Origin of the sequence: Arcanobacterium hippocoleae, from assembly GCF_040360365.1 — a bacterium.
Taxonomy (GTDB): Bacteria; Actinomycetota; Actinomycetes; order Actinomycetales; family Actinomycetaceae; genus Arcanobacterium_A; species Arcanobacterium_A hippocoleae_A.
The window spans coordinates 2,086,581-2,109,247 of the sequence record NZ_CP136412.1; the positions used below are offsets into that span (position 1 = coordinate 2,086,581).

19 protein-coding genes, 1 tRNA gene and 2 pseudogenes are annotated in these 22,667 nt (G+C 47.3%); 13 read left to right on the top strand and 9 right to left on the bottom strand.

Annotation, left to right across the window (positions count from 1 at the left end; all coding sequences use genetic code 11):
* Positions 1–52: 52 nt before the first annotated feature.
* The 7 genes and pseudogenes from pyrF (at position 53) to RQN30_RS10815 (ending at position 6,672) form a co-directional block, all read left to right on the top strand.
* A pseudogene (gene pyrF / locus RQN30_RS10785) lies at positions 53–771 on the top strand (orotidine-5'-phosphate decarboxylase).
* A 190-nt stretch (positions 772–961) separates the two neighbouring features.
* On the top strand, positions 962–1,615 hold the full coding sequence (gene pyrE / locus RQN30_RS10790) for an orotate phosphoribosyltransferase (RefSeq protein WP_353060482.1): 654 nt from the start codon (positions 962–964) through the stop codon (positions 1,613–1,615).
* A 92-nt stretch (positions 1,616–1,707) separates the two neighbouring features.
* Positions 1,708–2,799, top strand: coding sequence for an aspartate carbamoyltransferase (gene pyrB / locus RQN30_RS10795; RefSeq protein ID WP_353060483.1), 1,092 nt, complete (start codon positions 1,708–1,710; stop codon positions 2,797–2,799).
* Positions 2,800–3,367: 568 nt separating this feature from the next.
* A complete protein-coding gene (locus RQN30_RS10800) occupies positions 3,368–3,778 on the top strand; it encodes an ABC transporter ATP-binding protein (RefSeq protein ID WP_353060484.1) in 411 nt (136 codons plus the stop codon).
* An 89-nt stretch (positions 3,779–3,867) separates the two neighbouring features.
* Positions 3,868–4,122, top strand: coding sequence for a hypothetical protein (locus tag RQN30_RS10805; protein ID WP_353060485.1), 255 nt, complete (start codon positions 3,868–3,870; stop codon positions 4,120–4,122).
* Between the two features lie 14 nt (positions 4,123–4,136).
* The gene (locus tag RQN30_RS10810) at positions 4,137–5,153 is read left to right on the top strand and encodes an ABC transporter permease (RefSeq protein WP_353060486.1); all 1,017 of its coding nucleotides are present in this window, start codon (positions 4,137–4,139) and stop codon (positions 5,151–5,153) included.
* Entirely contained in the window at positions 5,065–6,672 is a 1,608-nt protein-coding gene (locus RQN30_RS10815; protein ID WP_353060487.1) for an FtsX-like permease family protein, read from the top strand. The genes RQN30_RS10810 and RQN30_RS10815 overlap by 89 nt, the downstream gene beginning before the upstream one ends.
* A gap of 37 nt (positions 6,673–6,709) precedes the next feature.
* Here RQN30_RS10815 and RQN30_RS10820 read toward each other — a convergent pair whose 3' ends face one another.
* The 3 genes from RQN30_RS10820 to RQN30_RS10830 form a co-directional block, all read right to left on the bottom strand.
* Positions 6,710–7,456 (bottom strand): hypothetical protein, encoded by a 747-nt coding sequence (locus RQN30_RS10820; protein WP_353060488.1) that lies wholly within the window; start codon positions 7,454–7,456, stop codon positions 6,710–6,712.
* 35 nt (positions 7,457–7,491) lie between these two features.
* A complete protein-coding gene (locus RQN30_RS10825; protein ID WP_353060489.1) occupies positions 7,492–8,484 on the bottom strand; it encodes a choice-of-anchor M domain-containing protein in 993 nt (330 codons plus the stop codon).
* A gap of 125 nt (positions 8,485–8,609) precedes the next feature.
* A complete protein-coding gene (locus RQN30_RS10830; protein WP_353060490.1) occupies positions 8,610–9,572 on the bottom strand; it encodes a choice-of-anchor M domain-containing protein in 963 nt (320 codons plus the stop codon).
* A 512-nt stretch (positions 9,573–10,084) separates the two neighbouring features.
* Between RQN30_RS10830 and RQN30_RS10835 the strand changes: the two genes are divergently transcribed.
* Positions 10,085–10,849, top strand: a complete 765-nt coding sequence (locus tag RQN30_RS10835) for an ABC transporter permease (protein ID WP_353060491.1) — start codon at positions 10,085–10,087, stop codon at positions 10,847–10,849.
* 24 nt (positions 10,850–10,873) lie between these two features.
* On the opposite strand, the gene RQN30_RS10840 is transcribed toward RQN30_RS10835, so the two are convergent.
* The 4 genes from RQN30_RS10840 to RQN30_RS10855 all read right to left on the bottom strand — a co-directional run bounded on the left by RQN30_RS10840 (position 10,874) and on the right by RQN30_RS10855 (position 13,683).
* Positions 10,874–12,130: a nucleoside hydrolase gene (locus tag RQN30_RS10840; RefSeq protein ID WP_353060492.1), complete on the bottom strand. Its 1,257-nt coding sequence runs from the start codon at positions 12,128–12,130 to the stop codon at positions 10,874–10,876.
* 65 nt (positions 12,131–12,195) lie between these two features.
* Positions 12,196–12,594, bottom strand: coding sequence for a substrate-binding domain-containing protein (locus RQN30_RS10845; protein WP_353060493.1), 399 nt, complete (start codon positions 12,592–12,594; stop codon positions 12,196–12,198).
* Positions 12,591–13,187, bottom strand: a complete 597-nt coding sequence (locus tag RQN30_RS10850) for an ABC transporter substrate-binding protein (protein ID WP_353060494.1) — start codon at positions 13,185–13,187, stop codon at positions 12,591–12,593. The genes RQN30_RS10845 and RQN30_RS10850 overlap by 4 nt, the downstream gene beginning before the upstream one ends.
* A 423-nt stretch (positions 13,188–13,610) precedes the next feature.
* Positions 13,611–13,683: transfer RNA gene (locus tag RQN30_RS10855), tRNA-Arg, on the bottom strand.
* A gap of 484 nt (positions 13,684–14,167) precedes the next feature.
* Between RQN30_RS10855 and RQN30_RS10860 the strand changes: the two genes are divergently transcribed.
* The 5 genes and pseudogenes from RQN30_RS10860 to RQN30_RS10880 all read left to right on the top strand — a co-directional run bounded on the left by RQN30_RS10860 (position 14,168) and on the right by RQN30_RS10880 (position 20,543).
* Complete coding sequence (locus RQN30_RS10860) at positions 14,168–15,727, top strand: GTPase (protein WP_353060495.1); 1,560 nt, start codon at positions 14,168–14,170, stop codon at positions 15,725–15,727.
* Positions 15,728–15,836: 109 nt separating this feature from the next.
* Positions 15,837–17,303, top strand: a complete 1,467-nt coding sequence (locus RQN30_RS10865) for a GTPase (RefSeq protein WP_353060496.1) — start codon at positions 15,837–15,839, stop codon at positions 17,301–17,303.
* A gap of 248 nt (positions 17,304–17,551) precedes the next feature.
* Positions 17,552–18,187, top strand: a complete 636-nt coding sequence (locus RQN30_RS10870; protein WP_353060497.1) for a single-stranded DNA-binding protein — start codon at positions 17,552–17,554, stop codon at positions 18,185–18,187.
* 315 nt (positions 18,188–18,502) lie between these two features.
* A pseudogene (gene ettA, locus RQN30_RS10875) lies at positions 18,503–20,184 on the top strand (energy-dependent translational throttle protein EttA).
* 137 nt (positions 20,185–20,321) lie between these two features.
* The gene (locus RQN30_RS10880) at positions 20,322–20,543 is read left to right on the top strand and encodes a hypothetical protein (protein WP_353060498.1); all 222 of its coding nucleotides are present in this window, start codon (positions 20,322–20,324) and stop codon (positions 20,541–20,543) included.
* 112 nt (positions 20,544–20,655) lie between these two features.
* Here RQN30_RS10880 and RQN30_RS10885 read toward each other — a convergent pair whose 3' ends face one another.
* Positions 20,656–21,240, bottom strand: coding sequence for a YagU family protein (locus RQN30_RS10885; protein WP_353060499.1), 585 nt, complete (start codon positions 21,238–21,240; stop codon positions 20,656–20,658).
* Positions 21,241–21,435: 195 nt separating this feature from the next.
* Entirely contained in the window at positions 21,436–22,344 is a 909-nt protein-coding gene (locus tag RQN30_RS10890; protein ID WP_353060500.1) for an acyl-CoA thioesterase, read from the bottom strand.
* Positions 22,345–22,667 lie beyond the last annotated feature (323 nt).

Genomic DNA, 22,667 nt, shown 5'->3' on the forward strand with positions numbered 1-22,667 from the left:
CAAAAATATTCGTAACCAGAAAATAGTGATTGAAAAATAAAGGGGGAAGCTGATGGACCGTGATGTGATTATCGCCTGTGATTTTGCTTCGCAGGCAGCTTTGATTGAATTCCTTGAGAAATTTAACAATGCAGAACGCAAGCCGTTCTTAAAGGTCGGAATGGAGCTGTTTTACAGCGCTGGTCCGCAAATCGTACGTGAAATTAAGGCGCGCGGGCACAAAATTTTTCTTGACTTGAAACTGCATGATATTCCGCAAACTGTGAAAAAACGATGCGGGTACTTTCGCAGCTTGATGTGGATTTAACGAATCTGCATTGCGGCGGCGGAATTGCGATGATGCGTGCTGCGCTTGCGGGGTTAACGCGTGAAGACGGCACACGGCCGCTATTAATCGGCGTTACTCAGCTGACTTCCACTGCTCAGGAAACACTTGAAAATGAGCTGCTGATTGCGCGTTCAATGGAAGAAGTGGTCACAGCATATGCGGCGAATGCAAAAGAAGCCGGACTAGATGGTGTGGTTTGCTCGCCGCTTGAGGCTGCTTCGGTACACGAAAGGCTTGGCGCAGAGTTCCTCACTGTTACACCAGGTATCCGTTTTGCAGATTCTGCTGCAGATGATCAACACCGCGTAACCACTCCGGAAAAAGCGCGGAAAATCGGTGCAGATTTCATTGTAGTCGGCCGGCCAATCACTCAGGCTGCTGATCCGGCGGCTGCCTATGAACGCTGTATCACAGAGTTCGTTGGTTGCAGTGCAGATAACTGATATGCGCTGTAATCATGCCGGATCAGTGTTTAAGCGGTGAAAAACCACGAACAAGAAACCGAAAAATACCGAAATTAAAAGTCGGCAGTTACCAAAGCTAATAATCAGTACGAAGTAATTGCGGAAGCAAAAACACAGATACTGCCGGGAAATATCGGAAACCAAAAAAATAAGGAATGAGAGCGCGGAAATGAGCACAGAAATAAACACCGAAATATCGCAAAAGACGGCAGCTGCATTACTCGAAATTAAGGCCGTATTTCTCCGTCCCGACGAGCCGTTCACGTGGGCTTCTGGGATTAAAAGCCCGATTTATACCGATAATCGCCTGATACTTACTGCGCCTTTACAGCGTGATTTGATTGAATCCGCTTTAGCGGCGCGGATTCGTGAAGTCTATCCGGATGCAGAAGTGCTGATGGGTACGGCGACAGCTGGAATTGCGCACGCTGCTCTGGCTGCTGACCGGCTCGGCTTACCGATGGGGTATGTGCGTTCCGCTGCAAAAGATCATGGGCGTACGAACCGGATTGAAGGCCGGCTTGAAGCTGGGCAAAAAGTAGTGGTAGTGGAAGATTTGGTTTCTACTGGCGGTTCAGTGATTGAGGCGGTAAACGCACTGCGTGAAGCTGGAGCGCAAGTACTTGGTATTATTGCGCTTTTCACTTATGGGATGGCTGCTGCCGATACGGCGATGGCGGAAGCTGGCGTAAAACTTACCGCACTCACACGCTTTGATGATGTGGTGCGCACAGCTGCGGAAACTGGGATGATTCGTGAAGCTGATATGGATCGTTTATTTAAATTCCGTGATAATCCGCGTGATGAATCTTGGATGCAGTAACAGGTTTGCGGCGGAATATGCGAAATTTTGTTGTTAGCTGCAGGTATCAGTCGGGCGGAAAGAAATTAGAATTGGAAGAATCAGGGAAGCATATGCGCAGTATTATTGATATTACCGATTTGGAAGTTGCTGAAGTTGGGCAGCTGTTAGAAACCGCGCACGAAATAATTGCGGATCCGCGCAAGTATCAGCAGGCGGCTGGCGGTAAAATTCTTGCCACACTATTCTATGAGCCGTCTACGCGTACACGGCTGAGTTTCGAATCGGCGATGTACAGCCTTGGCGGAAACGTAATTTCGGTGCCGTCGGCAAGTAATTCTTCAGCGGCGAAAGGCGAGACGATTTCGGATACGCTGAAAGTGGTGTCGAATTACGCTGATATTGTGGCGATTCGGCATCCGAACGACGGTGCTGCATTGGCGGCATGTGAGGCTGCTGGTGTGCCGGTAATTAATGCCGGCGACGGCGGGCACTTTCATCCAACACAAACACTTGCTGATTTGCTGACAATCGAGCGGCATTTTGGAAAGCTCGAAGGTTTAACTATCGTCTGTGTCGGAGACTTACTTTACGGACGTACGGTACATTCGCTGCTGCATGCAATGATTCGGTATCCAAAAAATAGATTCGTGATGGTTAGTCCGGATGAGCTGCGGCTGCCGGCGGAATTTTCGCACCGGATTCGTGAAGCGGGAGGCGAATTGGCGGAAACTTCTGTGCTTGCGGAAGCGCTTGCGGAAGCGGATGTTATTTATATGACTCGTGTGCAGCAAGAGCGTTTCGCAGATCGGGAACAGTATGAGCGGTTAAAGGATGCTTTTATTCTTGACTCACAGATGATGGAAGCAGCTTCTGAAGCGGCGATTGTGCTGCATCCGCTGCCGCGGGTAAATGAGATTTCTGTTGATTTTGATAATGATCCGCGTGCGAAGTATTTTGAGCAGACTTTCAACGGAAAGATTATGCGGGCGGCGCTGATAAAGTTTTTACTTGCGGATGCGGTGAGAAATCCGCAGAAAGTACAGCGTGATGAAATTGCCGCCGCGGAACTCATTGCTGCGAGCACCAATTCGGCTTTGAGCTGTACTAATTCTCGCTGTGTGACACATATTGAGCGGGGAATCAGACTCCGTGCGCATTTAGAACACAGGACGTGTGTATACTGCGGCTTCGTAATGGGATAAAAATCTATATTTCATAAATTTTACGGCGTTGTGCTGCAGTTTTGTTTCGGTTCCGGCTTTCTGTGATACTGCTTCGTGCTCGGTTTCCGGCGCAGCTTCCCACTACGTAACTGGTGGCGGGAAGCAGGAAATTTTACGTAAGTGGTGGCAAGAACGCAGGCTGTAGTTTCCGTCGGCAAACACAATCGCATTTCCGCAGATCAAAGGCTCGCGATAACGACGGCTCTCCCGTCGTTAATCAAAACCATCCATTTTGCCATCAGTTACGTTGAAAAATGCCGATTTTGCCGCTAGTTACGTAACCTTGGATAGATCTTGCTGCTGCTTGCGTGTGCCCGCAGGGATTTTGCGGGCATTTTGCCGCCGCTTACGTTAGCCGGAGCAAATCCTGCTGCCGGTTACGTAAACCGATATCCACGGTGCAAACAAGAATGTGAAGAGCCTTTTATTGCAGCTGTTATGAAGCTTTTCCACAAAGTTTACTGTGATTTTACTTGGCAGTTGCAGCTTTCGGGTAAAGTTTGTGACAAGAAATCTGTTCCTATTTATTAGTTTCTCGGAGGATCTTATGAGCTCGTTTTCAAATGTATTGACACCAGTGAATAATCCGGTGGTGAAGATTGATAATCTGGTGAAAGTCTTCGGTACGGGCGAAAATGAGGTGCGCGCTGTGGATGGGGTTTCTGCAGATATTGAGCGCGGGAAACTCACGGCAGTAATGGGACCCTCCGGATCTGGAAAATCTACTTTAATGCACTGTGTAGTTGGGTTGGAAACAGCTACAAGCGGATCTGTGCTGCTGGATGGAAAAGAAGTTACGGCGATGAAAGAGCGTCAGCTTACCGCGCTGCGGCGAGATGATATTGGGTTTATTTTCCAGTCTTTCAATCTTGTCCCAAATTTGAATGCTCGTGAAAATATTGAGCTTCCAGCGGTGATTGCTGGAAGGAAGCTGGACCAGGATTTTTTGACCGCGTAGTCGGAGCTCTTGGGCTTACAGAGCGGTTAACGCACCGGCCCGCAGAGCTCTCCGGCGGGCAGCAGCAGCGTGTAGCCTGTGCCAGAGCAATGGTTGGGAAGCCGGCAATCGTGCTTGCGGATGAGCCGACAGGAAATCTGGATTCAAAAGCAACTGAGCAGGTATTGCAGTTTCTGCGTTCTTCCGTCGATAATGATCAGCAAACCGTTGTGATGGTAACTCATGAAGCGGATGCGGCAGCGATTGCCGATCGGGTACTTTTCCTTTCCGACGGGAAAATTATCGGTGAAATCTTGTATCCTACGCGGGATTCAATTCTTGATGTCCTAAAAAGCTTTGAATAAGGCGGTGATTCTAAATGTGGAAGATGGCTCTGCGTGATATCCGGACAAATTTCAAACGTTTTTTAATGACGATTTTCGCGGTGGCGATTGGTGTCGCATTCTTGACTGGGACGCTCGCATTCCGTGATTTACTTTCCGCAACTTTCTCAAATTTAACAACTGCGGTGGTAGATGCGGAGGGGATACAGGTTAGCGGACCGGCGAATAATGCTGCAGCAGATGCGGGAATGTATGCTGGAAGCGGCAATATTGATCCGGCAGCAGCTGCGAAAATTGCAGCGCTCGACGGTGTGAAATCGGTGCAGCCGCAGCGGATGGAACTTGTGCAAACATTTACTGAAAGCGGGGCAGCAACGAATCTTTTCGGTGCTCCGGCAATGGTTTTCGGTACTGATTTTGAACTTGAAAAAGCGAAAATTGTATCCGGGAATATTGCCGAATCTGGTGAGATTTTAATTGAAGAATCAACCGCGGCAAGAAACGGGTTAAAAGCCGGTGACAATATCATCGTTTATGCTGATAAACCGCTAAAAAAGCGAATCAGCGGAATTGTGAAATTCGGTTCTGCGATGGCGGGAGCTTCGGTTGTATTTATACCGGAAAAAGATTTTATCGAGCTATTTGGTGCGGAGTATCAATCCGCATTTGTGAACCTGGAAGATGGTTTTGAAAAAGCGTCCATCAAAGCGAAAATTGCCCGAATAGTTCCAGATAGTTATCAGGTGCAAACCGATACGGAAGTAATTGCGGAAACACAAGAGCAGATTGAACAGATCCTCACAATTATTAACACATTTCTCCTCACGTTTGTGGTCCTCGCACTTGGAATTTCAACTTTTATTATTACGAATACTTTCACTATTTTGATTCGCCAACGGCAGCGGCGGTTGCGCTGCTGCGTGCAATTGGGGCTTCTGGGAAACAAGTTTTTGGACACTGGTTTTGCAGGCAATCGCGGTCGGGATTATCGGCTCGCTGATTGGTTTGCTCTTTGGTCAGGGACTGCTTGTTTTGATTCGGAACGGACTTGACCGGTTTGGAATGCCGATGTCTGGTTCGCAATTCGTTGAATTTCCGACGGCATTGCTCGCGGTATGTATCGGTACGCTGATTACAATTCTTGCCACTTTACTTCCATCACGCCGTGCCGCAAAAATTGCACCGATTGAAGCGATGCGTGATGTGGGCGGTCAGCATGAGAAACCTTTGAAAGTGCGGGGGATTATTTTTGCAGTGCTTTCTGTGATTGCTTATACGATGCTTGGCGGAGGAGCTGTTAAGGGAAACGGCTGGCTTTTTGGAATTGGTGCAGGTTTAGCAGTTATTTCATTGATTGGTTTAATGCCGGTATTAGTGCATCCGGTTGTGGCGATTCTTGGCTGGCCGGTTCGGAAGCTTTCACGTGGGATTGGTGAGATTGCATCCCGTTCGCTCACATCTTTGCCGCGGAAAACGGCAACCACTTCTGTTGCGCTTGCAATTGGAATCATGCTGGTAACAGCTGGATCTACAATCGCAGTTTCGCTTCAGAAACAGATTGAAGGGGAAATTGACAGCAAAATTTCTGCCGATTTAATTGTTATCTCGAATGGTCCGATTTCTGATATTTCCCATTCGGCTGCGTTATTAGAAAAAATTACTGGAATAGCGAAAGTTGATTCTTCGCTTCGCTATGGAATGTCCCAGCTGGTCGAAGTTGACGGAAAACAAATTGATCCGGTAACGCGGTTTGCAGGTACGCTTTCTGCTGATGTGGTGAATGAAATTGGAATTAGAATCGTCGCTGGAGATGCGCGAAAAGCACTCGAAGCTGGGGAAGCGATTTATGTTAAAACAGCTCAGGATGCTGCAAAGGTAAATATTGGTTCGGAAATAACCGTGCTTGGCAATTCTGCTCCGGTGCAGGCGCGTGTGGGGGCGATTGCTGAGTTCGGAACGCTGCGTTTAGCATTATTAGATTTGATTCTTCCGCAGACTCTTGCCGATAGACTGCAGCCGTTTGAAGAAACAACGCCGTTGATGTTTATTGATGCAGATGATTCAGTGCCGATTTCTGATGTGAAAACGAAAGTACAAAATGCGTTGAAAGAACAATACATTTGGCAGGTGCTTGACAATTCTGATGTAAAACAAATTACTTCCGGGCAAGTTTCCAGCGTGCTGACAGTTCTTTATGCACTGCTTGCGCTTTCGGTGGTGATTGCAGTGCTTGGTGTTGTCAACACACTGACTTTGTCAGTGATGGACCGCAAGAGCGAGATTGGTTTGCTGCGGGCGGTGGGAATGCGGCGCGGAGGTATTCGAAAAATGGTGCTTTACGAGTCGGTCCTTTCAACACTGCTGGGCGCTGTTACCGGAATCGCGGCGGGAATCGCGATTGGGCTTGCGTTAGTTCGCTATATTGGAGCTGAAGATGCGGTGTACTTAATCCCGTGGAATGCGCTCATTGTGGTTTTTGCGGGAGCTTTTGCTGTCGGGATTTTCGCTTCGCTGCTTCCAGCACGCAAGGCTGCACGCACAAACGTGCTGGAAGCTATCGCAGATGAATAATCTGAAATGGTGTTAGCGAAACGGGTTCATCTCGGTTTCAGGGAGTCTTCTTTGCGTTCCGCGTTCTTCGAAGCTCAATTCCTGCAGCGCAGAAAGCGGCAATACTAAATCCGAGCAGCAGCCATTCCCACCAGGGAATCGCAGATATTGCCGATGGCGGGATGGCGGTGCTGTTTTCCAACTGCTTAATTTGCGTTGCCGGAAGCGGATGGGATGCTCCAGATTCCGCTCCAAGTGAATTTTGCTGGCGGCTCCCATCTGCAAGATTTGCTGCACCCAAATTGCTTTCAGTGCCGGATGCGGCTGATTCTGGTGTTAATCCGCGGCTTTGCTGCTGAGTTTGATTGAAGTTCGCAAGAATTTTTGCCGCCGCGCCGACACCGTGCTTGTTGGCTGGACTTGTTTTTTCTTCAGATTTTACAGTAGGAATTGTGCTGAAATGGCTGTTATTTTCTGGATTTAACTTTTGCTTTTCTTCATCTTGAGACGGGTTTAGGGTGTTCTCGATTTGGCGGATTTCATCTTCTTTCGGATTTAGCGTTTTCCCAGCTGTGATTGCTGTATCTCCTACGAAAAATGTTACTTTTAGCGGTTTTTGAATTACGGATCCATTTATTAAATGCAGCGTGTAAACGAAATCAAACGTATATGTTCCGGCTTGATTAAAATACATTGCCTGATGGCTGTGGGTGGGCAGAAGGAAGCTGAGCAGCATATTTGGTTTCGTTGAGTCGAGATTGGCGGCAAATCCGCCTTGGAATACTTTAAACTGTCCAATCCACATTCTTCCCGGGCCATTGTAGTTCGCAATTGAAATACTTACACCTTTTTCGGATCTAATAATGAGTAATCTACACGTTGGGTAGAGAATCCAACCCAAGGTAAATCCTGCTGCTGTGTTTCGGGAAGCGCCCATACTCCCTGCGGTGAAGCTGCTCTTATTTCGGAGAATCCTTCCGCGTCTGCAGGAATCAGCGTATGTGCAGAATTTGGTACCGCATATGCGAAAGTATTGGAAGGCCGAAGTATTGGATTGCGCGGGTCGGCTGTGTCATCTGCAAAAACTTTTGCTGTACTGCCGTCGTATGAAAGTGCCTGATCAATATGGCCGGAGCGAATTAAATGGAGCTTTTTACTTGAATCTTCTGCGGTATTTGCGCCGGGCAGATCTGCGGAAGATTCTGTTTCAATGTCGGTGACAGCTGGTTCTGCAGGCGAGTCTTGGGCGGTATCCGGCAGGTCTGGTAAATCTGCGCGTAATTTTCCGTTCTCTGCCGCAATTAACCGTAGCTGCTTAATAGTTTCATTTCCGACGGCAAAATATATTTTCTTTCCCGAGTAGGAAAAATTTCCGTTCTTATCGGAAGTTTCAACGTTAAAATCTAAAGCGTATAGCCCCGGTTTAGTGAATATGTGGGTGAGGGGAATCTGTTTAGCTTCATCGGTATAGGTAGAAATTGGATTTTTGGCAGAGTCTAATAATGCTTTGAATACTCCGGCTGCAGTATTTCCGGCACGGTATCTGCCGCCGTCGGGTCCGGAGAATACGTCTATCGAATAGACGATTGGTTGGGAGCGTTTTTGCGGATCTAAACCAGTGAAGTCAAAACTTAAACTTGGCTCTTTTTCTGACGCAGGCAAAATCCATTCTTTCCCATCTGCTGTGTCTTGTAGAAAGTTATCGGGTATTTCTATTGCCGGTTTGCTAACTTCTTCTTGATTTGAATCGAGTGCTTTTAAAGAAACTGCATCAATTACGGTTTCGCGCTTTTCTGCTGCAAAATCTGCTTTTAACAGTAGATTTGTTGGCAAGATTGGGGCGGGAGCAAATTTGGAATTGCGTACGACCTTAATTATTTGCTTCCGAGCTTCTTCGGGAGAGATAGTTTGATTGGGAAGATTGTCTTCCGGAGCTGCCGGATTTGCTGCGGGAGCTTCTATTTTTCTGTGTCGCTCGGCGGAGCAGCCGGATTGGGAGAATCTGCCGGATTGGGAATTGTCTCAGAAGCGGCAGTCGGTGTCTTAATGGTGTTTAGTGCTGTTGTTGTTCCCGCAGGTAATCCAACTTCGGTATCTGATCCAACAAGCCAGGTCACATATGATGGTACGGAAGTAACGGTTTTTTCTGCTGGGTCAGCTTTTACAAGTTCATATCCGGCTTGGAAGCCAAGACGATAAACTCCTGATTCGGAGAAAGACCAGTTCCAATGCCCGTGCGAGCCAAGGTCCAGCAGCAGCGGTTCGAGATCTCCTTGTGAGGTGAGACCGCGGACGATACCGCCGAATCCTTCAGTGCGCCAAACGTTCACATCTCCTGGACCGGTATTTGAAATCATTTTTAGCCATACTCGATTTAAGAGCACATTTTCGGGGAGCGAAATTTCGTGAGCGGTGTCAAATGCTCCCACCCCGGCCCAGACCGGACGCCAGTTGTCAATTTGTTCTTGCGGTGCATTCCACACTGCTGTTCCTGGTTTTCCCAGAAAACTATAAAGAGAGTTATTCGGTACTTTTATCCGCGAAACTTCGTTACCTGCAGCGTTGTCAGCGTCTGGTGCGAGGCGTACGCAAATACTGTTCGGATCTTCTGTAACATGCTGTCCGTCTACGACGGTGACGGCCAGTTTTCCTTGCAGATTCGTAACGTATGCGGCGTCGACATGAGAGTGGTGCAGAAGTTTCTTTCCTGCGCAGATATGCGGCACGTTGCCGGCAGCGTCTGGCTGTGCGTTTGGATTTGCTCCAACGCTTCCTGCCGGAACTCGTAAATTAGCAGGCACGATATCGCCGTATCCGGCTTTCCCGGGACGGTGGCTGGCTGTGTCTGCGAAAGCGGCTGGTGTTCCGGCTAAGCAGCTAATTAAAGCGAAAGCGCTGATTGCTGTACCTAGTTTCCGCATTAATAACCCTTTCTTATATTGATAATCATTATCGATAATAGTTGATGCTTTGCGGAAAAGAAATTTAATCCGGCAAATCATTGCATAAAAATGCGGGATTGTGTTTCAAGTTTCAAGTTTCAAGTTGATGTTCACCGTGTGCAAATAAAGATTCCGGTGATATTGCGCGAAAAAACGGTGCCATTGGCATTCAGATTTGAAAGATATTGGTTCCCTGATTTGATACTGGTAGAGTGTTAACCCGTGAAGCCGGCAATGAAAATCAGCACAGCGTGCTGATTCGGATTTTAGCTGCAGGATGTTTAGGTGTTTCGGAAGTTTAGCTGCACTGCCTGTCCGTCTGAATACCGAAACAAAATTTTCTAAATTCTCGCTTCTATCCCAAGCAAATATGTTTGCAATAACTTCCGACTCGAACTGATTCACAAGAATATATCGTGAGATCCCTAAACCCGGGAAAGAAAAGTTTGCAAAGAAGTAAAACCGAAACAAAAAGATCCAAGCGGAGAGAAATGATTAAAAATCGGATTCCCACAATCGCAGCGATTCTAGTATTGCTCACGGCATGGGAACTATGGGTTCTATCCGGTACAGTAGCAAAATCACTTATCGCTGCGCCAAGTGAGATTTTTACTGCCATCGGTGAAACTTGGCAAACTCTTGGTCCGGCAACCGCAATCACTGCAATCGAAGGTTTTACCGGTTTCGCTCTCGCCGCGGTATTTGGTGTGCTAATCGGAATTGCGCTCTATTCCTCGCCGCTGCTTAATTCAGCGCTATTCCCGCTAATTTCCGCAGCTCAAACCATGCCGCTGATTTCGATTGCACCAATTTTCCTGATTTGGTTCGGATTCAATATCTCAGGAAAGATCGCAATCGTTACAATATTCGGACTTTTCCCGATTACAGTGCAAACAATCCGCGGTTTAAAAGGGGTGCCCCAATTTTACTCTGATGTTGCACTCACCTGCGGTGCTACTCCAACATGGACACTCTGGCATGTAAAACTAAGAGTGGCAGCTCGCCAGATTTTTGGCGGAATGCGCGTCTCAGGAGCCTATATTTTTGCAACCGCAGCTACTGCAGAGTATCTTGGCGCTCGCGGCGGTTTAGGTATCTGGCTCCAGCAAGCATACAATTCATTCCGGACACCGCTAATCTTTGCGGCAACATTTGTAATCATCGCGCTCACCGCAATCTTGATGTTAATAATTCACGCGGCTGAACGGGCGACAATCGGCGATCCGGCTGCGGATGATTTAGCTGGAAATAATTAGAAAAAATAGATTATCGGAAGTTAATTAGCTGCTGTGCCGATTTTGGTGTGCAAAATTTCGGAAAAATTCGAGTCTTTGCGCGAAATCTTCCACAAAAAGTGCAGAATTAACATCTATAGCAACTTTCACGCGCGGAGCGGATAAATGGTGCATTTTTCCTTGATCGATAACGCAGCGCCCGCGGATACTCTGGCACGCAACTGTTTCGGTTTGCACAGTAAGCGGCAGTTCAATCGTCGTAATTAATTCTGGATTGAGCGCAGCAGCGGCAGCTAATGGGTCATGCAGCGGCATTCCGGATGAAAATTTCGGTGCAGCATTCGCATTCGCACTAATCGAAAATGCGGCAAGATTAGTAAGAAATGCTCCAGGGCGGTATCCGGTTGCGGGAGCATTATCGCTCCAGCGTTCCGCTTTTTCGCGCGGCAATAAACATCTCTCAGTCACATCCAGACCGACAAGCGTAACATCAGCTCCGCTGGCAAAAACCCGCGCTGCCGCTTCCGGATCTTGAATAATATTAGTTTCACTCACTGCATCGTAACAATTTCCGGCAGTCATGAGTGCCCCGCCCATACATACCACCCGGAGTTTTCCGGCAATATCCGGAGCCAGCTGCAATGCTCGGTCAATATCGGTCAATGGTCCGGTTACAGCAATCACTAGATTCTGCCCGTATTTGCGAACTGCTTCGATAATCGCTGTAACTCCGGCGGGAGCTGTGATCTCGCCGTGCTTCCCGTCTTGATTCTGATTCTGCTGTGTTTGCAGGCTGATTTCAGAGAACGAATGTGTTCCGCCGGAATTAGTTTGTGTTATGACCTCAAATTCGGCTGCGGGAGTTTGTGTATTAACGGCTGGTTTGGCGTGTGAATCTGCAGGGACGTACCCGCCGATAGAAAGTTTCGGGTCTTTATAATGCAGCGCAGCCATTGAAGCTGTTAACGACGGTGAAATAATTGGAGAAATCGTGTCAATATTCGAACCATAGTCTTGGGCATTCAAATTTGCGAATCCGTTTGCGCCGTGGAAGCATGCACATCCTGCGTCTGGGATAAAACCATTTGCCCAAGATGGCGATTCTGAACCGGCCCATACGGGGATTTGTGTCTGCGGTGCAAGTATTTCCAGCGCAGCTAATGTATTTCGCAGCGCTGTTTGCATCTCCACGTTCCCGTAGCTTGCTGCAATCCCCAAAAGTTCGGTTTCCGCAGATGCAAGGAGGTATGCCAACGCGAGTATGTCGTCGACACCAGTATCTGCATTCAGAATTACCTGCACTTCGTGATTCTCCTCATCTCTGTATTCTGTGCAAAGATATCCGTCGTTAATTTACAAAAATCCCGTTATGATTCCGATGTTTGTGAATAAATAGTTTTGCGGATAACCGCGGAAGTTTTCCCGGCACTACTTTTTAAGAACTCGTTTGTGGCAAGTTCCGATGCGGTCGGGGCGGTGCGGGTAACTTTATCATTTTCATCAGTGTATGAGCCGGACTGGGCAATGAAATTGTAATAGTCTTGCGCGCCGGAGATATCTGCCGTTCCGAACGTAAAATCGCCATTAACAATTAAATTCGGGTCGCCCCAGTATTTATTATCGACGATGAACTTCATAGATGCTTTTACAAAATCTAGATCAAGATTCGCATCTTGTGCTTCTTTCACAAGAATTTTGGCGGCTTCTTGCGGATTTTGGTAAGCCCATTCATATCCGCGCTGTGCTGCCTGCACGAAAGATTTCACAAATTTCGGATCGTCGATACGGGTCGATTTTTTGTAATTATGCCGATTTGGTTCGGGTTTCCCGGTACTCCGAAGTCTTCGCCTTTGAAACAGTTCAGCTTTGGCCCGTGAAGAGCAGCTTGTACGCCTTCCCAAGTATCATAGAATCCGCCGAAGTCGGCTTTATTGGCTTCCAGAACCTGGAATGTAGATGTACCGACGGTGACGGAATCGAAATCGCCTTTTCCGCCATCTTCTTGAATCATTTGTTTCACGATAGCAGAATCTTCGTTCGCCCCGAAAGTGGCGAAGATTTTTCCATCAAAATCTTTTGGCGATTCAATTTCCTTGTTTGCAGCAAGCGCACACCAGATTGCGCTCGGCTTCTGCTGTACTTGGAGAACTTGTGTAAGATTAATATCTTTTAATGAAAGCGCTCCGACGTTTGCCATGTTTGAGAGCGCGAAATCGGCTAATCCGGAATGTACCGCCTGTTCGGCGCCTGCCTGCGCAACACCGATAATATTCACATCTAATCCGGCCTGAGCAAACCAGCCTTTGTTTTTTGCAACATAGACACCAATATGATTAGTATCCGGAGCCCATGACAGCATGAACGTGGTTTTGCGCAGTTCTTTGCCGGAAACGGAAGCTTCGCCGGCGGAATCAAATTTGCGCAGCTGCTGAGAAAAATCGTGCCTGCACTAAGCGCTGCGATAAAAAATGTGCGGAAAAGTTTTCTTAACATGCCGACTCCCTACGCCGAAACTTACGATCTCTGGGCAATATTTGCGGTAGAACGGCAGAGATTCGCAAGGTCCGTGTCTACGTGTATGTATCATAGGGCCGTGATCCGGATGATGCAAATATGCGGTTAATTATTTTTTATTTGGTTTGGTTTTGTGCTGTTTGCGGCGGTGTTCGTGAAATATCGTTTTATTTTCAGTATATTTAAGCGTGATCTTTCATAATCGATTTTCGAGATTGAACCGTATCAGATTTTAGATAAGTATACTGTGCCGATTACGCGGGTGAAGTGCCCCCAGCCCGACTCGAACGGGCAACCTACGGATTAGAAGGCCGTTGCTCTATCCATTGAGCTATGGAGGCGTGTTTCGGCGCCGATTTTAAATTTGCGCCTGAACTAACTTTACATATTGACGGGCAAAAGCAAAAACTCAAAGAGTTAACAACTTTAAAAATCTGCCAAAAAGTATTTTGAAAATTTTAAATATGATGCTGCCGTGCGAGGTTTAGTTATGTGCCGAAAATTTACTTCGGCAGCTAAAAGGTTTGCGATGATTGCAAAATAGTTATGGCAGTAAGAAATCGAGCCGGCAGTGCTGAAGAATACCCGCAGTACTGCAAAGAGCGGGGAGAGCTGGATTCTGTGAATGCGGCAAAATACAATAAGTTGGTTAGAATAAGAATGGTTTTGACATTCTCATTCGAGAATAATTTACTGTGATATTGAACGCTGAAAAATATTCGGTGTGCCGGCGGTTAACACATTTTTCCGCACTTTATTTTGTTCTAACAATTTTTCGCAATCCTCCGAGGATAGACACTTCTAAAGGTCAGGTGAGTTAATCAAGTGAAATACAAAAATCGGGCACTTGCCGAGCTCACATCTGCCACTATTGCGACGTTGAAAGAAGTTGATTTCCCGCTTGTAATGCCAGGTTCGCGGGAACTTTTAGAATCGCAGAAAACACTCTTAACACAATTGCAAACGCGGATACTCCCGCAATTCGCAGCACAGGAGTTTCCCGCTATCGTTGTATTCGGCGGCTCATCAGGGACGGGAAAATCTACATTAGTGAATTCGCTGCTTGGTGAAGAAATCACAGCAGCTTCAGTTATTCGTCCGACAACTACACGCCCGATTCTCGCTGTGCATCCGCAAGATCAAAATACGATTATGCATCACCCATTGGCAAAGTTTGCTGATGTTGTTCTGTCTGAAAATGCAGTTGCTGGGATTGCGCTGGTAGATGCGCCCGATTTTGACACAGTAAACGAAGATAATCAAGAGATTTCACGGCGGTTGCTTGAATCTGCAGATCTCTGGATTTTTACTACTACAGCTTCACGATATGGTGATGCAAAAGCATGGCAGACTCTTGAACTTGCAAATCAGCGCGGTCTTACTTGTGCCGTCGTATTGAATCGGCTCCCGCAGCGTGCAAATCTTGCAGTTCGCGAAGACATCCGCAAACGCTTAATTACTGTGAATCTTGCCGGGACACCTCTTTTCTTAGTTCCAGATCATTCTCCGATGCGCGGTTTGCTCCCCGATGGGTCCGTCGCTGAATTAAAAAATTGGTTAGCATTGCTTGCGCAAACCAAATTGAGCGAGCTTGTTGCTGAACGGACAACTGACGCATTAATTCCGGCTTTGCGAAATGAACTGACAATTATTGCCGACGGGATTGAAGCCCAAGCAAACGCACTCACTGATTTAAAAGATAAAGCTATTGAGGCTAGCGTCTCCCCGCTTGAAAAACTTACCGGGAATGTGCGTGCGGGGCGTTTCGGGCAAGGCGCTCCGGCAGCTTCGTGGCTCGCGTTAGCATCTACCGGCGGAACGCTGGCGCAAATGGCTGCAGCTGCAGGGAAAAATCCGAATCTCTTTCAGAGTTCGCAAAATAAACGTAAACTCCGCGACAATGCGTTTGTGACGCTGTTTGACTCCGTAGCTGCCGGGGTGCAGTCGGCACTGCTTCAGGCGCTGATCAGTACGCGGACTCGAATTGAAGCTGAATGGGAAAATGACGTTGTGACAACAGAAAAGTTTGTAAAAGAAGCTCACGAAAGAGTTAATCCCGATTCGCTTTCGAAACAGGCGCTCAAACGTTGGAAAACAGCCGTGTATAGTCTTGCTTTGAGCTGCAAACAAAATAAGTGGCTTTCACCGGCAGGAACCGCAGCGTTCATTGGCGCAGCAGCCGGCGGAGTTGCCGGTGTTTCAAAACTGGCGGTGCAATTTGGTTTAGAAAGTGATGTGCGGCAGGCGCGGAAGATTCTTGCCGCAAGCGCAAAACAGGCAGTTGAAATGTTGGTAGGGGAGTATCTTGCAACTCTCGATCAGGTGCATATTCCAGATACGACAGCTTTAAAGCTTCGTGCGGCAGAATTTACAAACAGAGTTTAAATATTGCGGCAGCAAATAAAACTGCGGTTATTTAAGGTGCAGGAAGCTGCTGCAGGGAATAGAAGCGGGGATAAGGATTATATAAGAGCTGGATAAGCGGGGTGATGAGATGTATAAACTTTTAGAATCCGAAGATAAACTGAGTCCGCGCAGACTCTATAAACGCATTGGGAGTTTACGCGAATTTATGCAAATTTCCGAAGGTGCTGTTGATGAGCATCTTCTTACGCAGGTATCTGCTGATTTGGATCGAGTGGAGGAGCGTGCGCAGCTTGGCGCCGAGTTTACTGTTGCGGCACTAGTGGGAGGCACTGGGTCGGGAAAATCTACGCTTTTCAATGCGCTTACGAATCTCGATTTTGCCGACGCCGGTGAAATCCGCCCGACTACTGAGCGTGCTGCCGCCTGTACTTGGTGTGCAGATGCCGACGGGCTGCTGAACTATCTTGATATTGATACAAATCGTCGAATTGTGCATAGTTCGATTCTCACACCTGCATCTGCGGAATTAACAGGCCTGATACTTCTCGATTTACCGGATTATGATTCAGTGAAATTTACGAATTCACTTACTGTTGCACGATTGATGCCAATGCTGGATGTGCTGATCTGGGTGGTTGATCCGCAAAAGTATGCTGATTATTTGCTGCATCGTGATTATCTGGAGAATATGCAGGGCCGTTCGCGGCAGATGATTGCGGTAATGAATCATATCGATACGGTGCTGCCTGAGCAGGTGCCGGCGTTGATGGATGATTTCCGGAGGCTGCTCGCATTAGATGGGCTTGGTGAAGTTCCGGTCTATCCAATTTCGGCACTGGAACGCAGCGGGCTGGATCCGCTGCGGAAGCATTTACGGGCAGCGGTGCAGACTCCTTCAACGAATTTGCTCACTGCCGCTTCACAAGTAGATCGGGCTTCAGGTTTGCTGCAAACCGCTGTCGAATCAGATTTGATTCCGCTGGATCGGATTGTGCAGGGTAAGTCTGATGTTGCTGCGCAAATAATGCGTGCTTCCGGTGTGCCGGTGGTTCTTGAGCAGATCGCACATGCCGGTAATTCATTTTCCCCGACGGCGCTCTGTGCTCCAATGCAGCCAGCTGCAACACTTTCGGCAGCGATTCATGATGCTTGGACGGAGCGTGTTACTGCGGAATTGCCAAAACGTTGGGCCGATTTTGTGTTGGAATCGATTCCGGGTGCTGATCAGATTCGCCGTCGTATTGGGGAAGTTTATGCTGCTGCTGCGCTTCCAAGTATTTCACGGAAACCATTTTGGTTTGGGGTGCTGCTGGCTGGGGTGCTGGCAGTTTTCGGCGTTTTGAGTGCGGTAATTGGGGTGCCATTCGCTTCGGTAATTGGTCGGGCTGCTGCGGTCGGGATTGCGGTTGCGTTTAGTGTGATTATTTGTCTGTGCGGGCATTTCCGGGTGCGGAAAGCTGCGAAAATAGCGGCGAATAAATATGAGCAGGAATTGCAGCGCGAGATTGATCGTATTGTACAAGAGCAGCTGATTGATATTCCGTGTGAAGTTATTTGCCGTTATAACCGCGCTGTTAATTTATTAAATCGTTAAGCCGCAGATTTTTATCCCGACGGATTGCGGGATTAGCGGACTTGCATGACTGGTGTTTTGATTGTCTGCGGGGACGTGAGATTTATTTTCAGTTTGTTGATATTCGTAAAAGAAATATTTCTTTTAGTTTTGTCCACAGTGAAAGAAAGTGTCAGGCTAATCCACAGATATTTCTGTATTTTCAGTGAAAATTTGCAATTTTGTCAGAATATCGTTGTAGAAAAACCGTCGGCAACAAGGGGAAAATCATGGCGATTAACGACACAATAGTAACTATTCGCGGTTGGGTTGGAGCAGATCCAACCATCTACCGCAATGGATCTAGCGACACTGAAAGTGCAAATAACACCAGCAACAGCAATAATATCTCAGCAGTATTGAATGTTGGTGTAACTCCGCGAAGCTACAGCAGAAAAACTGGTCAGTATAAAGATGGCGAAACAGCATGGTATTCGGTACGTGCTTTTGGGAGATTGGCGGAGAATATTTCTTCGTGCGTGAAGAAAGGGACGCCGCTGCTTGTTCGGGGAAAACTAACCTCTCGAACTTTCCTCACGAAAGAAAAAGAAACACGCACAAGTCAAGTTATTTTGGCAGATGCTGTTGGCATTGAAATTAGTATCGGAGTGGCGAACTATATGCGCGGCGGAAGTGTACATCCAAACCCGCCTGACATCCAAAATGCAGGAATCGAAACCGGCAAGATTAATCCGCTTACCGGTGAGATTGATATTCCGAATACAAGTCCGCTCCTTGCGGATACTGAAATTCATGACCCGTGGGCGAGTGAAAATATACCAGCTGCAGAAGAACCGGAATCGGATTTGCAATTTGAATCTGAAGTCAAACCGGCACCGGAAGAAAAACAGCCTGTTAGTGTATAACGCAATCAGAATTACTGTGCAAAAATATTAGCTAAGCCGATTGCAGCTGCCAAATCCGGGAATGGAGAATTATGTTAATTGGTTAGTGGATTTTCCTGTGCCGTGTGCGGACACGATAAGTGACTGATTTGGGAAAGTTTTAGCTTTGAAAGCTCTGCTTTTCTGGTTAGGCTTGTATATGGAGATGCGTTCTGCGCGAGCTTATTTTTCTGAGATTTTTCTCAGGATATATCGTGATTTTTCGCGAAAATTATTGAAATTTCGAAAAATCCGCGTAGAACCGTGAAATTTAACAGCTATGAGAATCGGAGAAACGTGGCCGAATACATTTATTCTATGGTGCGTGCGCGCAAAACTGTTGGCGATAAAGTTATCCTCAACGATGTAACGATGGCGTTTTTACCTGGTGCAAAAATCGGTATGGTGGGTCCGAATGGTGCAGGTAAGTCTACTATTTTGAAGATTATGGCAGGTCTTGACGAAGCTTCAAACGGTGAAGCACGGCTTACCCCGGGTACTCTGTCGGCATTCTATTGCAGGAACCGCCGCTCAGCGAAGACAAGACAGTACTTGAAAACGTTCAGGAAGCGGCTGGCGATATGTTCGCGAAAATTGAACGCTTCAATGAAATTGGTGTATTAATGGCGGATCCAGATGCGGATTTCGATGCGCTGATGGATGAAATGGGCAAGCTGCAAACAGAAATCGACACTGCAAATGCATGGGATCTCGATTCGCAGCTGCATCAGGCAATGGATGCGTTACGCTGTCCGCCTCCGGAAACACCGGTGAATGTACTCTCCGGCGGTGAACGGCGCCGAGTAGCGTTGTGCAAACTCTTGCTGGAAGCTCCGGATTTGCTGCTTCTCGACGAGCCGACCAACCACTTGGACGCTGAATCTGTTGAATGGCTCGAACAGCATTTGGCAAAATATCCTGGTGCTGTAATTGCTGTGACTCACGATCGGTACTTCCTTGATCACGTGGCGCAGTGGATTGCGGAAGTCGATCGCGGCCAGCTCTATCCATATGAAGGAAACTATTCTACCTATCTGCAGAAGAAACAGGAACGTTTGCAGGTTCAGGGAAAGAAAGACGAAAAGCTGAAGAAGCGCCTGAAAGAAGAACTTGAATGGGTGCGGACTTCTGCTAAAGGGCGCCAAGCGAAGTCGAAAGCTCGTTTGCAGCGGTATGAAGAGATGGCAGCGGAGGCGGAGCGGACACGGAAGCTCGATTTTGAAGAAATTCAGATTCCGCCCGGGCCGCGTTTAGGAAATCTGGTGCTTGAAGCTACAAATCTTGAAAAAGGTTTCGGAGAGCGCACACTGATTAAAAATCTTTCTTTCTCCCTGCCGCGTAACGGCATCGTCGGGATTATCGGTCCGAACGGCGTAGGGAAAACTACTCTTTTCAAAACAATCGTCGGGCTTGAACCGCTCAACGGCGGCGATTTGAAGATTGGCGAGACGGTGAAGCTCTCGTATGTGGATCAAAACCGCGCCGGAATCGACCCAAATAAGAACGTTTGGGAAGTTGTATCTGACGGGCTTGACTATATCCAGGTTGGTAATGTCGAAATGCCGTCCCGCGCATATGTTTCTGCATTCGGTTTCAAAGGTGCTGATCAGCAAAAACCTTCGGGAGTGCTTTCGGGAGGGGAACGCAACCGGTTAAATCTTGCACTTACGCTCAAACAAGGCGGAAATTTGATCCTCCTTGATGAACCGACGAATGATCTTGATGTGGAAACACTCAGTTCCTTAGAAAATGCGTTATTGCAATTCCCGGGCTGTGCTGTGGTAATTACCCACGACCGCTGGTTCCTGGATCGAGTAGCTACACATATCCTTGCCTGGGAAGGTACCGAAGCAGAACCTTACAACTGGTACTGGTTTGAAGGTAACTTCGAATCCTATGAAAAGAACAAAATTGAGCGTTTGGGCGCTGAGGCGGCGCGTCCGTCATCGATGGCATACCGAAAACTCACTCGAGATTAAAACGGAACAGGTAAAAATCGAGCACTAAAAACGGTACTCGATTCAATCCGGTAAAATTCTGTGAATAATAGACGCTGCAGTTTCTGGATTTAAAATCTTGGATAACTGCAGCTCCATCTGAACGATAGAAGCTGAAAATGACCATCATCTATTACATTGCAGTAGCCATTTTGGCGCTTGCGGGGATAATTTTTGTCGGAGCTGCAGGGTTAGCGATTACACATATTATTCGCCACCCAAATGACCGCTCTGTGCAAGATCTTGAAGGGCCGCTGCGAGAATACCTGTTGAATAGCGATGAACGAGCTGCAGCAGAAGCCGCTGTTGCGAATACGGCTGCGAAGCTGGACGGAAAATAATTTTTATCAGCTGACTTTCTATCAGCTGATAAATTAAAGTGCGGGTGTGCCAGAATCTGATAACGGCACACCCGCACTTTACTGCAATCCGCAGAATCCGCAGATTTAAAAATCAAACTGCGCGGGAAGCGGAAACCTCCAAGGAAACTTCCGGATCTGGTTCTTTGGTAATCCGGTTACGCAAATCACGCCGAATAATCTCAATAGACCACATCCAAATAATATGCCCAAACAGTTCAGAGAAATGTTCTGCCCAAGTTTGACCTCCTGCAACCCAGGGGAATGGAGATGGAACCCATCCAAGTATCGGCATCAAAAACAGGTGGGCGCCAATCCAGACGAGAATTCCGAAAACAGCTCCTTGCCAAAGTTTTATTCCAGCCCAATATTCGGCAATCAGGCAATAAATCAGTGCAACAGCAATCGCAAAAGCAAAATGCACCATAAAGGAATAGATTGGGCCGTCGTTGCCGTTAAAAGTGACCGTAGTGTGCGACTGCTCTGCGCTCATCCCAAACCATTCAAGCATCGTCTGCGGAGGATTTGTCGCATTGCGTTCCGGGGTACGGGGCGGAAATGGAACCTCCCATCCGAACTTCACGATTGCTGAAACAATACCAGCAATTACCCCAACTAATGCAGCTGTACCGAGACGGCGGCGTGCCGGATCTGTGATTTTTTCGAAGAGTAAGCTCATGCTTTTTCCTTTACGTTTTTACTATTACTCGGATTTACTCGTTTACTTGTAGTTTCCAGTTTTGAAACATTACTCTTGCTGACCGCTATTAGTAAAATAGAAAAACGATTTGAATCAGACAGTATTTTCGAACTGATCTGCAAATAATGCAGCAGCTGGAACACAGCACTAATCATGCTGCATTTCTAACCGGAATCAATCACGGCAGCGAATCATGCCCTCTTGCGCCATTGTGGCGATATGTGCTCCTTTTTGGAAAAACTTCGCTACGCTCAAGCCGCGCCCGCCCTGTGCAGATGGAGAAGATAGCTCAGCAAGAATCCATTCAGACATATCCACATCTCGATGCCACCAAATCGCGTGATCAAGTGTTGCTAACGATAGCTTTGGGTTCATCCAATATTGACCGTGTGCGCGTAAAATCGGTTCAAGCATGAACTGGTCTGTGGCGTATGCAAGTATTGCACGATGCAAAGTTTGTGTGGAACCGAGCGCCATCGGGGAGCGAAGTTTAAACCAGATTTTTGTTTCCGCAGACAGATTTGACTGTGGTTTGACCCAAATCGGTCCGTCCGCATGGCGCATATCTATCGCATTGTATCTGTGGAGATGTTTTGCGGCAGGAAAATCTACCGAAGCAAAGAAATCTGCTGAAGATTCGAGCGTTTGCGGGTCGGGAGCGTCCGGCATTTTGCTTGCATGCTCCATCCCGTTTTGATTTTCCTGGAAAGAAGCCCGGGCAGAGAATATCGTTTTTCCATTTTGAAAAGCATACACTCTTCGTGTTGAAAAAGAATTCCCATCAAGTACATCTTCAACATCGATTTGAATCGGGGCGGTAACTGCTCCGGGACGCAGAAATGCGGCAGTGATTGAGTGTATTTGGCGCGGCGCATCCAGGGTTTCTTTGCTTCCGATTTCGAGTGTGTCTGCTGCGGCGATAACTGCCTGTGCGAATACTTGACCGCCGTACACGCGATCAGAGATATGGCGTAAATTCGATCCGCGATACTGTCTCGCACCGACTTTTACTAGGCGAAGTGTGTTCAGAACCGAAGCTAATGGCTCGGTATAGTACTTAGGTATTGCACTAATTTCTTGCATAATTTTTTCACCAGTCCTTTTCTGCACATCAGTGTTTTTCGCTATTCAATTGATTTACTTCAAAATATCAGCCGATATTCTTTGTAATCACGCGGAAAGTAACTGTTTCGCAGGCAGCAGATATTCCAAATATTGACTCGCCATATATAGAATAAATGAGTGCTCTGCCATAAAATTCTTACAGAGATATATCTCGAACTACCAAGATATTGCAAAATTCACTAACATTATGGGCAGTTAGAGGAGTTATTTTTTGGCTGTTTCGACGTGTTGAAAATATTTCTTAATCTGTTGAAGTTGGATCTCTTCAAGCGGTGCTTGAA